Source organism: Pseudomonas sp., assembly GCF_049301935.1.
Taxonomy (GTDB): Bacteria; Pseudomonadota; Gammaproteobacteria; order Pseudomonadales; family Pseudomonadaceae; genus Aquipseudomonas.
In genome coordinates, this window is the sequence record NZ_JBAQLP010000139.1 from 1 (window position 1) to 15,130 (window position 15,130).

Here is a 15,130-nt window from a genome sequence, read left to right on the forward strand (position 1 = left end):
CGACTTCTGGATTGGCACCCGCGCCGAGGCCCTTGGTCACCGCAGTGCCCAGTTGCAGCACGGTACGTGCGCCGATGTTTTTCAGTGCCTGTGCATCCGTGTTGGCGCAGATGAACTCGACGCCTTCCATGTTGTTTTTCGCCATGTGATTGACAGCATTACCGCCGCCGCCGCCCACGCCGATGACCTTGATAACTGCACTAGCTGGAGCGCTGTCTACGAGTTCGAACATTTTCCCTCTCCTTTACTTTCTAGTTGTAACGCCTACCGCAAAAATCAGAAATTGCCCTGGACCCAGCGTTTCAGCCGTTCCAGCACAGGTTGTTTGGGTTCATCGCTGTAGCTGCCCAGCGCAGACATGGAGATACCGTCGGCCTGCTTCTGCAGCCCATACAGCAACAGGCCCACGCCTGTGGAATAAATCGGGTTACGCACCACATCGGCCAGGCCCTTGACGCCGTGAGGCAGACCCAGACGAACCGGCATATGGAAAATCTCTTCGGCCAGTTCCACCGCGCCTTCCATCTTTGCCGTACCGCCGGTGAGGACGATGCCGGCCGGAATCAGGTCTTCGTAGCCACTGCGGCGCAGCTCGGCCTGGATCAGGGTGAACAGCTCGTCGTAACGCGGCTCGACCACTTCGGCCAGGGACTGGCGCGACAGGTCACGCGGCGGACGATCACCGACGCTCGGCACCTTGATGGTTTCGCCGGCACCGGCCAGCTTGGCCAGGGCGCAGGCGTAGCGAATTTTGATTTCTTCGGCGTACTGAGTCGGCGTACGCAGGGCCATGGCGATGTCATTGGTGACCTGGTCGCCAGCAATCGGGATCACTGCGGTGTGGCGAATCGCACCTTCGGTAAAGATGCAGATGTCGGTGGTGCCGCCGCCGATATCCACCATGCACACGCCCAGCTCTTTCTCGTCGTCGGTGAGCACCGCATAAGCCGAGGCCAGCTGCTCGAGGATGATGTCATCGACTTCCAGGCCGCAGCGGCGCACGCACTTCTCGATGTTCTGCGCGGCATTTACCGCACAGGTGACGACGTGCACCTTGGCTTCCAGACGCACGCCGGACATGCCCAGCGGCTCACGCACGCCTTCCTGGTTGTCGATCACGTAGTCCTGCGGCAGGGTGTGCAGCACCCGCTGGTCGGCAGGGATGGCCACCGCCTGGGCAGCGTCGAGCACGCGCTCCAGATCCGCCGGGCTGACTTCGCGATCACGGATGGCGACGATGCCGTGGCTGTTGAGGCTGCGGATATGGTTGCCGGCCACGCCAACGAAGGCCGAGTGAATGCGGCAACCCGCCATCAGCTGGGCTTCTTCGACGGCGCGCTGGATCGACTGCACGGTGGACTCGATATTCACCACCACGCCCTTTTTCAGGCCGCGCGACGGATGGGTGCCGATGCCGACGATTTCCAGTTGGCCGTCCGCATTCACTTCACCGACCAGCGCCACCACCTTGGAGGTACCGATATCGAGGCCGACGATCATCTTGCCGCTCTGCACGTTTGCCATGGCTCTTGCCTTCTCCTGATTCACTGCACGGCAGCGGTTGGTGCCGCCGTGGGCGCGACCGGCTCACGCCATGCCACGGCCAGGCCGTTGGCATAACGCAGATCGATCCGCGCAATATTCGTTTGTTGCTCTTTCAAGGCCTTGTCATAAATGGCCGTGAAGCGCCGCATTTTTTCCACCAGATGGTCACGCCCCAGCAGCAACTCGATGCCCTGCCCGGTGGAGAGGAACCAGCTGCCGCGCTCACGCAACTCCAGGCGTGCCACGGAAAAGCCCATAGGCCGCAGCATCTGACTAAGCACCTGGTATTGCTGCATCACCTGCTGCTGCGCACGCTTGGGCCCATACAGCTGCGGCAGGTGTGGGTAGTCACCCAGCTCCTGCGGCGCGAACGCTTCACCCTGGTTGTTCAGCAGCGCCTCATCGCCCCAGCGGGCAATCGGCAATTGTTCTTCCAGACGCACCACCAACTGGTCGGGCCATACGCGGCGCACCTGGGCGCTGGCGATCCACGGCATCTGCTCCAGCTCGCGGCGCAGGCTGAGCAGGTCGACGCTAAAGAAGCTCGCATTGGCGTAGGGGGCAATGCGCTGTTGCACGGCCTGCTGGTTGACGTAGCTCAAGTCGCCCTCGACGCTGATCCGCGCAATCGGCTGGTCGGCGTAGGGCAACGCGCGCAACGACAACTCATAGGTGCCGTAACCCAGCGCGAGCAGCAACAGCGGCCAGGTCAGGTGCTTGAGCCAAGCGAAGTTGGTCTTCGGCAGGCTTACCCGCAGGCTGATCGGCTCCTTGGCCACCAAACGGCTGGCGCCACGCGGCACAGGCTTACCGCGCACGGGGGCGCGGTTCGAGCCTGGCTGGTGACGCAAGGTGGCCGTCATGAGTTAACCCCGCGCCTCAAGGCTGTCGGCCAGAATCGCCAACACCAGCTGTTGAAAATCCAGACCGGCAGCACGGGCCGCCATCGGCACCAGGCTGTGGTCGGTCATGCCCGGCACGGTGTTGACTTCCAGCAGCCAGAACTTGCCGTCGGCGTCCTGCATCACGTCGGCGCGGGCCCAGCCCTGGGTGCCGACTGCGTCGCAGGCGCGTGCGGTGAGGTCTTTCAGCTCGGCTTCCTTTTCCGCCGAGAGGCCACACGGGATGCGGTACTGGGTGTCATTGGCCAGGTACTTGGCGTCGTAGTCGTAGAAGCTGTGCGGCGTGCCCAGGGCAATCGGCGGCAGCACCTGACCACGCAGCATGGCGATGGTGAACTCGGGGCCGGCGATCATCTGCTCGACCAGTACCTGCGAGTCATAACGGCTGGCGTCCTGCCAGGCAGCGATCAGCGCCTCGACATCATTGACCTTGGCCATGCCGATGCTCGAGCCCTCATGGGCCGGCTTGACGAACAGCGGGAAGCCCAGCTCGGCGGCGGCCGCGTGGCAATCGGCTGCGCAGGCCAGGGCGGCATGCGCCGGCGTCGGCAAGCCGAGGCTCAGCCACACGCGCTTGGTGCGCAGCTTGTCCATGGCCAGGGCCGACGCCAGGATGCCGCTGCCGGTGTAGGGAATCCCGGCGCATTCGAGCAGGCCCTGCATCGAACCGTCTTCACCGCCACGACCGTGCAACACGATAAAGGCGCGGTCGATTTTCTCGGCCGTCAGACGCTGCAACAGGTCAGCGCCGGCGTCGATGCCGAACGCATCCACGCCGGCGTCCAGCAGCGCTTGCAGCACGGCATTGCCGGACTTCAGCGAGACTTCACGCTCGGCGCTCTTGCCGCCGAACAGCACGGCCACGCGACCGAAGGCGCTGACCGGGAATTGTGATTGCAAATTTGCGGCACTCATTTCGCTTCCTCTTCCCACTGGCCGCCTGCCGTGGCGAACAGCGGACTTTGCAACAGTTGCGGGGCCAGGCCGCCGATGTCGCCGGCGCCTTGGCAGAGAAGAATGTCGCCGACGCGCAGCAGCGGCTTGACGATGGGCGCGAGGTCGACGCCGCGCTCGATATAGATCGGGTCGAGCTGACCGCGCTGACGGATGCTGTGGCACAGGTTGCGGCTGTCCGCCCCCGGAATCGGCGCTTCGCCGGCCGGGTAGACTTCCATCAGCAACAACACCTGGGCATCACCGAGCACCTGGACGAAATCGTCATACAGGTCGCGGGTGCGGCTAAAGCGGTGCGGCTGGTAAACCATCACCAGGCGGCGCTCCGGCCAACCACCGCGCACGGCCTTGATCACCGCCGCCACTTCGCGCGGGTGGTGGCCGTAGTCGTCGACCAGCATCACGCTGCCGCCATCCACCGGCAGCTCGCCGTACACCTGAAAGCGTCGACCGACACCCTGGAAACCGGACAGCCCCTGAACGATGGCTTCATCGCTGATGCCTTCGTCGCTGGCGATGGCGATGGTGGCCAGGGCGTTCAATACGTTGTGGTTGCCGGGCATGTTCACCGAGACATCCAGCGGCTCGCGGCCTGTGCGCAGCACGGTGAAGAAGGTCTGCATGCCCTGCTGACGCACGTTGATCGCACGCACGTCGGCGCCTTCATCGAAGCCGTAGGTCACGGTCGGGCGCGCCACCTGCGGGAGAATCTCGCGCACGATCGGGTCATCCACACAGAGCACCGCCAGACCGTAGAACGGCAGGTTGTGCAGAAACTCGATGAAGGTTTTCTTCAACTTGTTGAAGTCACCGCCATAGGTGCTCATGTGGTCCATGTCGATATTGGTGACCACCGAGACCATCGGCTGCAGGTGCAGGAAGCTGGCGTCACTCTCATCGGCTTCGGCGATCAGGTAACGGCTGCTGCCCAGCTGCGCGTTGGTGCCGGCAGCATTCAGCCGGCCACCGATGACGAAGGTTGGGTCCAGACCGCCAGCGGCGAACACCGAGGCCAGCAGGCTGGTGGTGGTGGTCTTGCCATGGGTACCGGCAACGGCGATGCCGTGGCGATAGCGCATCAGCTCGGCGAGCATCTCGGCGCGCGGCACGACTGGAATACGACGATCCAGGGCGGTGGCCACTTCCGGGTTGCTGGTGTTGACCGCGCTGGACACCACCAGTACATCGGCCTGTTCGGCATTTTCGGCGCGGTGGCCGATAAAAATCTGCGCACCGAAGCTTTCCAGGCGCTCGGTCACGGCCGACGCCTTGAGGTCAGAGCCGGAGACTTCATAACCCAGGTTGAGCAGCACTTCGGCGATACCGCACATGCCGGCACCACCGATGCCGACAAAGTGGATGCGCCGGATGCGGCGCATGCGGCGGATTTCCGAACGTGCAGCGGCGGGAGACTTAGCCACGGGCCACCTCCAGGCAGATATCGACAACGGTGCAGGTTGCATCGGGCTTGGCCAGACGGCGAGCCGTCTGCGCCATATGAGTGAGTTGGTCGGGGTGCATCAAAACCTCGGTCAGCTGCGCGGCCAGCGTGGCGGCGTCAGTGGAACGTTGTGGCAGCAGTACGGCAGCGCCAGCACTGGCCAGATAATCGGCATTGCGGGTCTGGTGATCGTCGATCGCGTGCGGCAGCGGCACTAGGAACGCAGGCAGGCCGGCGGCGGCCAGCTCGCTGACGGTCAGCGCGCCGGCACGGCACACCACCAGATCGGCCCAGGCATAGGCCCGCGCCATGTCCTTGATAAACGGCGCGACCTGCGCTTCGACGCCAACTGCGCGATAGCGTTCAGCGGTAATTGCATCATGTTGCTTGCCGGCCTGATGAAACACTTCAGGGCGCAGCTCAGCCGCCACCAGCGCCAGGGCCTCGGGCAGCAGTTTATTCAGCGGTTCGGCGCCCAGGCTGCCGCCCAGCACCAGCAAACGCGGCTGGCGGTTGCGCAGCGAATCACGCGGGGTTTCCAGGAACAGCTCTTCACGCACCGGATTACCGGTGGTGCGGCGCTTGTCGCTGTTGCCGAAGGTATTCGGGAAGGCTTCACAGACGCGGCTGGCGAATGGCACCAGGCTGCGGTTGGCAGTGCCGGCCACGGCGTTCTGCTCGTGGATGATCAGCGGCGCGCCACTCAGGCGCGCGGCCAGGCCGCCGGGCCCGGTAACATAGCCACCCATGCCCAGCACACACACCGGCTGCAGCTCGCGCATCACCTTGCGTGCCTGCAGCAGTGCCTTGAGCAGCTGGAACGGCGCTTTCAGCAGCGACAGCTTGCCCTTGCCACGCAGGCCCGTGACGTCGATCAGGTGCAGCGGCAGCCCAGCCGCCGGCACCAGTTCATTCTCGATGCCGCGCGGCGTACCCAGCCAATGCACGCTGTAGCCACGCGCCTTGAACTCGCGGGCGCAGGCCAGCGCCGGGAATACGTGCCCACCGGTGCCGCCGGCCATGATCAGCACATTACCGCGCATGCTGAACCTCCTCGGCAGACTGGCCTTCGAAGAAATCCGCTTCCTTGAAGTCGACATCCTCGCTGCCCAGCTGGGTGCGCCGCTCCCACTCGATACGCAGCAGCAGCGCCAGGCTGACGCAGCAGATCACCAGCGAGCTGCCGCCATAGCTGAGGAACGGCAGGGTCAGGCCCTTGGTCGGCAGCAGGCCGACGTTTACGCCGATATTGATCAGCACCTGACCGATCCACAGGAACGCCAGGCCGTAGGCCACATAGGCCGAGAAAAACTGCTTGGCCTTCTCCGCCCACAGGCCGATATACAGGGCGCGCACGCTGACGAAGACGAACAGGGCGACGGTGATCAAGGCGCCGACCATGCCCAGCTCTTCGGCCAGCACGGCAAACACGAAGTCGGTATGCGCTTCCGGCAGGTAGAACTGCTTCTGCACACTGTTGCCCAGGCCGACCCCGAACCACTCACCGCGGCCGAAGGCGATCAGCGCCTGGCTCAGCTGGTATCCGGCGCCGTATTGGTCAGCCCAGGGATCGACAAAGTTGGTCAGACGTTCCAGGCGATAGGCCTGACTGGTCATCACCAGTACGCCCAGGCCGAGTACGCAGGCCGCCAGCGGAATAAAACGCAACAGGTTAACCCCGCCGAGGAACAGCATGGCAATGGCGGCGCCCACCAGCACCACGGTAGCGCCGAAGTCCGGCTCGGCCAGCAGCAGCGCGGCAATCGGCCCCAGCACCAGCATCGGCTTAATAAAGCCGGTGAGTTTCTCACGCACCTCTTCCTGACGACGCACCAGGTAGGCGGCGATAAACATCACGCTAAACAGCTTGGCCAGCTCGGATGGCTGCAGGTTGAACACGCCCAGGCCGATCCAGCGCTTGGCGCCGTTGACCTCACGGCCAATGCCCGGCAGCAGTACCAGAATCAGCAGCACCACCGCCGCCAGTAGCAGCATGCCGCTGTAGCGCTGCCACAGCGCCATAGGCACCAGCAAAGTCGCCAGTGCAGCGCTGAGGCCGATGGCCAGATAAATCAGGTGGCGAATCATGTGGTACAGCGGGTTGCCCGACTGCACGGCTGCCACTTCCGAGGAAGCCGAGGCGATCATCACCAAGCCCAAGCCAAGTAGCGCCAGACAACCGGCCAGCAGCGGGAAGTCCAAATCGATACCGCGACGGGTATGCAGTGGCGATGGCAAGGCGAGCAGGCGGGCGAGGATCATTGCAAAGCCTCCACGGCCTGGGCGAACAGACGCCCGCGCTCTTCGAAGTTCTTGAACATGTCCAGGCTGGCGCAGGCCGGCGACAGCAGCACGGCATCGCCCGCCTCGGCCAGCTCGGCCGCGCGCTGCACGGCTTCAATCAGGGTCTTGACCCGAATCAGCGGCGCGGCGTCGCCCAAGGCGTCAGCCAGCAACTCGGCGTCGCGACCCAGCAGCACCACGGCGCGGCAGAACTTGCCGACTGGAGCCTTCAGCGCCGAGAAATCCGCGCCCTTGCCATCACCACCGGCGATCAACACCAGCTTGCCGCTGATATCCGCGCCCAGGCCTTCGATAGCGGCCAGCGCGGCGCCGACGTTGGTGGCCTTGGAGTCGTCGTAGTAGCTCACCGCATTGCGCTCGCCCACCCACTGGCAGCGATGCGGCAGGCCGGCGAACTGCTTGAGGGTGGCCAACATCGGCTCGAACGGCAGGCCGACGGCATGACCCAGGGCCAAGGCCGCCAGGGCGTTGGACTGGTTGTGCGCGCCGCGAATCTTCAGCTCACGTACTGGCAGCAAGGAGGCAAACTGATAAGCCAGGCACTTCTCGCCATTTTCCTCGAGCAGGCCGAAACGCTTGAAGTCCGGCTTGCCCAGGCCGAAGTACCAGCACGGCAGCTGATCGGCCACCAACGGGCGCGACAGGGCGTCGTCGCGGTTCACCACCACCTGCCGCGCACCACGGAAGATGCGGTGTTTGGCCAGGTGATAGGCCGGCAGATCGGCGTAGCGATCCATATGGTCTTCGCTGATGTTCAGGCAGGTCGCCACTTCGGCGTTGAGCTGGTCGGTGGTTTCCAGCTGGAAGCTGGACAGTTCCATGACATACAGCTCGACGGCATCATCCAGCAGGTCCAGCGCCGGGGTACCGAGGTTGCCGCCGACGGCGACCTTCTTGCCGGCCGCAGCCGCCATCTCGCCGACCAGGGTGGTCACGGTGCTTTTCGCGTTGGAACCGGTAATCGCCACGATCGGCGCCTTGGCATAACGGGCGAACAGGTCGATGTCACCCGACAGTTTGACCCCGCGCGCAGCGGCCGCCTGCAGCGCCGGGGTGGCGATGGCCAGGCCCGGGCTGACCAGCAGTTCGCTGGCGCGGCAGAGGAACTCCACATCCAGCTCGCCGCAACGCACTTCCACCCGCGGGAACTGCTCACGCAAGGTGGCGAGCTCCGGCGGGTTGGCACGGGTGTCGACCACGGCAAACGGCAGGCCCTGGCGCGCGAGGAAGCGCACCAGGGACATGCCGCTCTTGCCGAGGCCGACAACGATGCGGAAGTGGTCAGAAGCGATCAGGGTCATGCTTTCCTCAACGCAGTTTCAGAGTGGCAAGGCCGATCAGCACCAGAATCACGGTGATGATCCAGAAGCGCACAATTACGCGCGGCTCGGGCCAGCCTTTCAGTTCAAAGTGGTGATGGATCGGCGCCATGCGGAACACGCGCTTGCCGGTCAGCTTGAAGCTGGCGACCTGGATGATCACCGACAGGGTTTCCACCACGAAGATGCCGCCCATGATGAACAGCACCACTTCCTGACGCACGATCACCGCGATGGTGCCCAGGGCCGCGCCCAGCGCCAGGGCGCCGACGTCGCCCATAAACACTTGCGCCGGGTAGGTGTTGAACCAGAGGAAACCCAGGCCCGCACCGACCAGGGCGGCGCAGAACACGATCAGCTCGCCCGCCCCCGGCACGTAGGGAATAAACAGGTATTCGGCGAACTTCACGTTGCCCGACAGGTAGCAGAAGATCCCCAGTGCGCCGCCGACCATCACGGTGGGCAGAATGGCCAGGCCATCCAGCCCGTCGGTGAGGTTTACCGCGTTGCTCGAGCCGACGATGACGAAGTAGGTCAGCACCACGAAGCCCAGGCCCAGCTCCAGGCTGAAGTCCTTGAGCATCGGCAGAATCAGGGTGGTTTCCACCGGACTCTGCGCGGTCATATAGAGGAAGAAGGCGGCACCGAGGCCGAACACCGACTGCCAGAAGTATTTCCAGCGGCTCGGCAGGCCCTTGGAGTTCTTCTCGATCACCTTGCGGTAGTCGTCAACCCAGCCAATTGCGCCGAACAGCAAGGTCACGGCCAGTACGACCCAGACGTAGCGGTTGGACAGGTCGGCCCAGAGCAGGGTACTGACGGCGATGGCCGAGAGAATCAGCGCGCCGCCCATGGTCGGCGTGCCCTTCTTCGACAGGTGCGACTGCGGGCCGTCGTTGCGCACCGACTGGCCGATCTGGCGGATCTGCAGGGTGCGGATCATCCAGGGACCCAGCCACAACGACAGCGCCAGGGCGGTGAGCACGCCGAGGATGCCACGCAGTGTCAGGTACTGAAACACTGCGAAGCCCTTGTGGAACTGTTGCAGGTATTCCGCCAGCAGCAGCAGCATTAGTGAATCTCCCCGGATGTGCCACACAGCGCCGCGACGACTTTTTCCATCGCCGCACTGCGTGAACCTTTAATTAGAAGGGTGGTGTCGCCCTGCTCGCTGCTTTGTTCTACGAGCAGCGCAGCAATCAGGCTGGCTTGGTCGGCAAAATGCCGGCCTTTTGCGCCGAATTCTTCAATGGCATAAGCCATCAGCGGGCCGACGGCGTAAACCGCATCGACTTTACCGAGGGCGTAACTGCCGACCTGGCGATGGCCCTGCTCGGCCCAGGCGCCCAGCTCGCCGATATCGCCCAGCACCAGCACGCGGCGGCCGGGGAAACCGGTGAGGATATCGATGGCTGCACAGACGGATGTCGGGTTGGCGTTGTAGCTGTCGTCGATCACGCGCAGGCCGTTAGGCGCAATCTGCGCCACGGCGCGGCCTTTGACCGGTTGCAGGCTTTCCAGCCCGGCCTTGATCGCCGCAGGGGTAATCCCCAGCGCCTGAGCAGCAGCGGCGGCCGCCAGGGCATTGGCGACGTTGTGCTCGCCGAGCAGGTTGAGCTGAATACGTGCCTGGCCACTGACGCAATGCAGGGTAAAGGCTGAGCAGCCACGGACGTCACGCGCCAGCTCACTGGCGTAGACATCAGCCGCCGGATTGCGCAGGGCGAAACTGCTGACTGTGCGACCCTTGGCGCGCTTTTGCCAGATGGCAAAGGCGCTGTCGTCGAGGTTGAGCACCGCCACGCCGCTGTCGCTCAGCCCTTCAAGAATCTCGCCCTTGGCTTCGACAATCTTTTCCGGACCGCCGAACTCGCCGACATGGGCGGTGCCAGCGTTATTCAGCACGGCCACCTGCGGCTGGGTCAGGCCGACGGTGTAGGCGATTTCGCCGACATGGTTGGCGCCCAGCTCGATCACTGCAGCGACATGCTCAGGGGCCAGTTCCAACAGCGTCAGCGGCGCGCCGAGGTCGTTATTCAGGTTACCGCGAGTCGCCAGCACCGGGCCTTGCAGGCCGACCCGCAGGATGCTGGCGAGCATTTCCTTGACCGTGGTCTTGCCGCTGGAACCGGTAATGGCCACCACAGGCGCATTGAACGCCTGACGATTGAGCGCACCCAGCTGACCAAGAGCCAGGCGGCTATCGGCGACCAGCAGTTGCGCCAGCGGCGCGTCCGGCACTTCACGTTCAACCAGGGCAGCCACTGCGCCCTTGCTGGCAACTTCAGCCAGGTAGTCATGACCATCGAAGCGCGGACCGGCCAGGGCAACAAATAGCTGGCCCGGCTGAATCGCCCGGCTGTCGCTGCTGACGGCGCTGAATGTCACGTCCGCACCGATCACCCGGGCAGCCAATGGTGCAGCCACTTCGCTCAACCGCAGCGGCTTAAGCATGGGCCACCTCCCATGCGGCCAAAGCGTTAGCCGCTTCGAGCAGATCGGAGAACGGCTGACGCACGCCGTTGATTTCCTGATAATCCTCATGGCCTTTGCCGGCCAGCACCAGCACATCATCGACGCTGGCAGCGGCAATCAACTGGGCAATCGCCTGACCACGACCGTGAACAAACTGCACCGACTCCGGATTGATAAAGCCGGCGCGGATATCGCTGAAAATCTGTGCGGGCTCTTCAGTGCGTGGATTGTCATCGGTGACCAGCACCGCATCGGCCAGACGCTCGACCACTGCCGCCATCAGCGGACGCTTGCCGCTGTCACGATCACCGCCACAGCCGAACAGGCACTGAAGACGACCCTTGACATGCGGGCGCAAGGCTTCGAGAACCTTTTCCAGGGCGTCCGGGGTGTGCGCGTAATCCACCACTACCAGCGGTTGCCTGGCTCGTCCCGAAGTGGCGCCGCCCAGGCGCTGCATACGGCCAATCGGACCCTGCAGCTGTGGCAGTACCTTGAGAATTTCATCCAGCGGATAATCCAGGCCGAGTAGCGTGCCCACCACGGCCAACAGGTTGCTCAGGTTAAAGCGACCAAGCAACGAGCTGCGCAAACTGCCTTCACCACGCGGCGTCACCAGCGTGGCGCGCACGCCCTGCTCGTCAAACTGCGCGTCGCGGCAGTAGAGGTAGGCGTCGGCGTCGATCAGGCTGTAGCTGATCAGGCGCGACTCGTGCTCGGCAGCGGCCAGCTCACGACCGAAGGCATCGTCCAGATTGAGCACGCGGCAACGCAGGCCCGACCAGGCGAACAGCGCGGCTTTCGCCTCGGCGTAGGCCTGCATCGAACCGTGGTAATCCAGGTGATCGCGGGACAGGTTGGTCAGCACCGCCACATCAAACGCCAGCGCCGCCACGCGCCCCTGATGCAGGCCGTGGGAGGAGACCTCCATGGCCACCGCACGGGCGCCGGCGTTTTTCATATCCGCCAGGGTCGCCTGCACACCGATCGGGTCCGGCGTGGTGTGACGGCCCTGCTCCAGCGCGCCGTAGAAGCCATTGCCCAGGGTGCCGACGATGCCGCAGCGCTCGCCGAGCAGATCCAGCGCCTGGGCCAGCAACTGGCTGACGCTGGTTTTACCGTTGGTGCCGGTGATGCCGACCAGGTGCAAGCCACGGCTTGGCTCGCCATAGAAACGCCCGGCAATCGCCGACAGTTGATTGGCCAGGCCCTTGAGCGCGACCAGCTCGGCGCTGTGCGCGGTCATCACGGCGGCGCCTTCGGCCTCATAAGCCACGGCGGCGGCGCCACGGGCAACCGCATCGGCGATATGCACGCGGCCGTCCTGCTGGGTGCCTGGCACAGCCAGAAACAGGTCACCCGGACGCACCTTGCGGCTGTCCAGGGTCAATTCACGAATCAGGGTGGAGCTGGCGGCTTCCGGCAGCAACTGATTAAGCGGCATGGGCATCAGATGCGCCCTCCTTTAACGGGTGCGGCAGCAGCGGTTTCAACCGCCACAGGCTCGGCTGGCGGCAGGTTATCCGGGGCGACATTCATCAGCCGCAGCGCACCGGCCATGACCTTGCCAAACACCGGCGCGGCGACCAGGCCGCCGTAGTAACCGCCCTCGCCCGGCTCATCGATCATGATCACCGCGGCAATACGTGGGTTATCGATGGGCGCAACACCGGCGAAGAACGAGCGATAGGCCTTGTCGACATAGCCCTTGCTGCCGGTGGCGGCTTTACGTGCGGTGCCGCTTTTGCCGCCGACGTGGTAGCCCGGCACCTTGGCCCGCGCACCGCCGCCGCCTGGTTCTTCAACCACCGACTGGAGCATGCCAAGCACGGTCTTGGCGATCTGCTCATCGATCACCTGAGTGGACACTGGCTGACGATCCAGACGCACCATCGACAGATTTACGTTCTTGCCGTCGTTGGCCAGCACTGAGTAGGCGTGCGCCAGTTGCACGGCGGTTACCGAGAGGCCATAGCCATAGGCCAGGGTGGCAGTCTCGGCCTGTTTCCAGACGCGGTAGTTGGGCAGATTACCGACGCGCTCGCCGGGGAAGCTGAGGCCGGTGTCCTGGCCCAGGCCGACTTGCTGCATCACCGCGTAAATCGGCTCTGCACCGATATCGAAGGCCACCTTGCTGATGCCGACGTTACTCGACTTCATCAGAATCTGGGTCAGGTTGAGCACGCCACCGCGCGATACGTCACGGATGGTGTAACGGCCGATGCGCAGGCTGCCGGGCGCGGTGTCCACGGTCATTTCCGGGGTCCAGCGGCCCGAGCCTAGGGCGGCGGCGATGGAGAATGGCTTGACGGTCGAACCCGGTTCGAACACATCGATCATCGCCCGGTTGCGCATGGCCGCCGGCTGCAGGTTGCGGCGATTGTTCGGGTTGTAGGTCGGCTGGTTGACCATGGCCAGCACTTCGCCGGTCTGCACGTCGAGCAGCACCAGGCTGCCGGCCTTGGCGCCGAACTCGGTCACGGCATTGCGCAGCTCGCGGTGTGCCAGGTATTGCAGGCGCAGGTCAATCGACAATGCCAAGGCCTTACCGGCCTTGGCATTCTGCGCCACCTGGACGTCCTTGATCAGCCGCCCGCGCCGGTCCTTGAGCACCTGGCGCTTGCCCGGCACGCCGGCCAGCCAATCCTCGAAGGCCAACTCCATACCCTCACGGCCACGGTCGTCGATGTCGGTAAAGCCCACCACATGGGCGGCCACCTCGCCGGCTGGATAGAAGCGGCGGAATTCTTCAATGCCGTACACGCCCGGTACTTTCAGGTCGAGAATGCGCTGACCCTGCTCAGGCGTCAGCCCGCGCACCAGGTACATAAACTCGCGCTCATGCGCCGCCGCTAGGCGCGCAGAGAAGGTCTTGGCGTCCTGACCCAGGGCAGCGGCCAGCTCATTCCACTTGGCCTTGCCGCTCTGCAGTTCCTTGCCATTGGCCCACAGGGTGGTTACTGGAGTGCTGACGGCCAGCGGCTCGCCATTGCGGTCGGTAATCAGCCCGCGATGCGCGGGGATCGGGATATGCCGCACGCTGCGCGCGTCGCCATGGGCCTGCAAGAAGCTTTGGTCAAACACCTGCAGGTCGACGATGCGCCAGGCAATCGCGCCCACCATCAGCGCCAGCAGCAGCAGCACCAGGCGGAAGCGCCAAGGGTAGAGTGCGCCCTCAAGACCCATCATGGCGCCACCATGCGCACTTCGGCGGCATCCGGGATACGCATGCTCAAACGCTCAGTGGCCAGGGTTTCGATGCGGTTGTGTGCGGTCCAGGTGCTTTGCTCGAGAATCAGCCGACCCCACTCGGCCTGCGCCTTGTCGCGCACACTCAGTTCGGCATACAGCTCATTGAGTAGCTGACGGTTCCAGTGCGCGCTGTAGGAAACCCCCACCGCAGATACCAGCACAGCCACAAACAACAGCAGCATCAGCAGGCTGCCGCCGGGCAATGGCTTGGCGAACGGCGCGCTCATCGCACCTTCTCGGCAATGCGCATTACCGCACTGCGTGAACGCGGATTGGCCGCAAGCTCGGCCTCGGAGGCGAATACCGGCTTGCCGATCAGCTTCAAGCGCGGCTCGAAGGCTTTCGGGATGATCGGCAGGTCGCGCGGCAGCTTGTCCAGCTCACCCTTGGCATGCTTGCGCATAAAGAGTTTGACGATGCGGTCTTCCAGCGAGTGGAAGCTGATCACCACCAGGCGACCGCCCACTTCGAGGTTTTCCAGCGCTGCGTCGAGGCCGCTCTCCAGATCACCCAGTTCATTGTTGATATAGATACGCAGGCCCTGGAAGGCGCGGGTTGCCGGATTCTTGCCCTTTTCCCAGGCCGGATTGGCCACGGTCAGCACCTGGGCCAGGTCAGCAGTGCGTTCGAACGGCTGCTCGGCGCGGCGCAACACCACGGCACGGGCCATGCGCTTGGCGAAGCGCTCTTCGCCGTACTCCTTGAATACCCGGGCAATTTCTTCTTCGGCGGCAGTGGCAATGAAGTCGGCAGCGCTGACGCCCGCATCCGGATTCATGCGCATGTCCAGCGGGCCATCGTTCATAAAGCTGAAGCCGCGCTCGGCGTCGTCCAGCTGCGGCGAGGACACGCCGAGATCCAGCAGAATGCCGCTGACCTGGCCGCCCAGCCCGCGCTGCGCCAGCTCGCTGCCCAGCTCGGCAAAGCTGCGCTGCACA

General features: G+C 64.3%; 13 protein-coding genes and 1 pseudogene. All 14 read right to left on the reverse strand.

All coding sequences use genetic code 11. From position 1 onward, the window contains the following. Positions 1-232, reverse strand: a pseudogene (locus WA145_RS18120) (cell division protein FtsZ); the annotation flags it as partial. Positions 233-276: 44 nt separating this feature from the next. Continuing rightward, a complete protein-coding gene (gene ftsA, locus WA145_RS18125) occupies positions 277-1,524 on the reverse strand; it encodes a cell division protein FtsA (protein WP_422582903.1) in 1,248 nt (415 codons plus the stop codon). 20 nt (positions 1,525-1,544) lie between these two features. Further along, complete coding sequence (locus WA145_RS18130) at positions 1,545-2,408, reverse strand: cell division protein FtsQ/DivIB (protein WP_422582904.1); 864 nt, start codon at positions 2,406-2,408, stop codon at positions 1,545-1,547. A 3-nt stretch (positions 2,409-2,411) separates the two neighbouring features. Next, positions 2,412-3,362 carry a D-alanine--D-alanine ligase gene (locus tag WA145_RS18135; protein WP_422582905.1) on the reverse strand — a complete coding sequence of 317 codons (951 nt, stop codon included), beginning with the start codon at positions 3,360-3,362 and terminating at the stop codon, positions 2,412-2,414. Then, complete coding sequence (gene murC / locus WA145_RS18140) at positions 3,359-4,780, reverse strand: UDP-N-acetylmuramate--L-alanine ligase (RefSeq protein ID WP_422582913.1); 1,422 nt, start codon at positions 4,778-4,780, stop codon at positions 3,359-3,361. The genes WA145_RS18135 and murC overlap by 4 nt, the downstream gene beginning before the upstream one ends. Before the next feature lie 34 nt (positions 4,781-4,814). Next, positions 4,815-5,885, reverse strand: coding sequence for an undecaprenyldiphospho-muramoylpentapeptide beta-N-acetylglucosaminyltransferase (gene murG, locus WA145_RS18145; RefSeq protein ID WP_422582906.1), 1,071 nt, complete (start codon positions 5,883-5,885; stop codon positions 4,815-4,817). Then, the gene (ftsW, locus tag WA145_RS18150) at positions 5,875-7,101 is read right to left on the reverse strand and encodes a putative lipid II flippase FtsW (RefSeq protein WP_422582914.1); all 1,227 of its coding nucleotides are present in this window, start codon (positions 7,099-7,101) and stop codon (positions 5,875-5,877) included. Before ftsW ends, murG begins: the two co-directional genes overlap by 11 nt. Further along, positions 7,101-8,447 carry a UDP-N-acetylmuramoyl-L-alanine--D-glutamate ligase gene (murD, locus tag WA145_RS18155; protein WP_422582907.1) on the reverse strand — a complete coding sequence of 449 codons (1,347 nt, stop codon included), beginning with the start codon at positions 8,445-8,447 and terminating at the stop codon, positions 7,101-7,103. Before murD ends, ftsW begins: the two co-directional genes overlap by 1 nt. Positions 8,448-8,454: 7 nt before the next feature. Then, the gene (gene mraY / locus WA145_RS18160; protein WP_167142529.1) at positions 8,455-9,537 is read right to left on the reverse strand and encodes a phospho-N-acetylmuramoyl-pentapeptide-transferase; all 1,083 of its coding nucleotides are present in this window, start codon (positions 9,535-9,537) and stop codon (positions 8,455-8,457) included. Further along, positions 9,537-10,919 carry a UDP-N-acetylmuramoyl-tripeptide--D-alanyl-D-alanine ligase gene (locus WA145_RS18165; protein ID WP_422582908.1) on the reverse strand — a complete coding sequence of 461 codons (1,383 nt, stop codon included), beginning with the start codon at positions 10,917-10,919 and terminating at the stop codon, positions 9,537-9,539. Before WA145_RS18165 ends, mraY begins: the two co-directional genes overlap by 1 nt. Further along, positions 10,912-12,390: a UDP-N-acetylmuramoyl-L-alanyl-D-glutamate--2,6-diaminopimelate ligase gene (locus WA145_RS18170; protein WP_422582909.1), complete on the reverse strand. Its 1,479-nt coding sequence runs from the start codon at positions 12,388-12,390 to the stop codon at positions 10,912-10,914. The genes WA145_RS18165 and WA145_RS18170 overlap by 8 nt, the downstream gene beginning before the upstream one ends. Then, on the reverse strand, positions 12,390-14,129 hold the full coding sequence (locus tag WA145_RS18175) for a peptidoglycan D,D-transpeptidase FtsI family protein (protein WP_422582910.1): 1,740 nt from the start codon (positions 14,127-14,129) through the stop codon (positions 12,390-12,392). Before WA145_RS18175 ends, WA145_RS18170 begins: the two co-directional genes overlap by 1 nt. Next, positions 14,126-14,419 (reverse strand): cell division protein FtsL, encoded by a 294-nt coding sequence (gene ftsL, locus WA145_RS18180; RefSeq protein WP_422582911.1) that lies wholly within the window; start codon positions 14,417-14,419, stop codon positions 14,126-14,128. Before ftsL ends, WA145_RS18175 begins: the two co-directional genes overlap by 4 nt. After that, positions 14,416-15,129 carry a 16S rRNA (cytosine(1402)-N(4))-methyltransferase RsmH gene (gene rsmH / locus WA145_RS18185; RefSeq protein WP_422582912.1) on the reverse strand — a complete coding sequence of 238 codons (714 nt, stop codon included), beginning with the start codon at positions 15,127-15,129 and terminating at the stop codon, positions 14,416-14,418. Before rsmH ends, ftsL begins: the two co-directional genes overlap by 4 nt. Position 15,130: the final 1 nt, after the last annotated feature.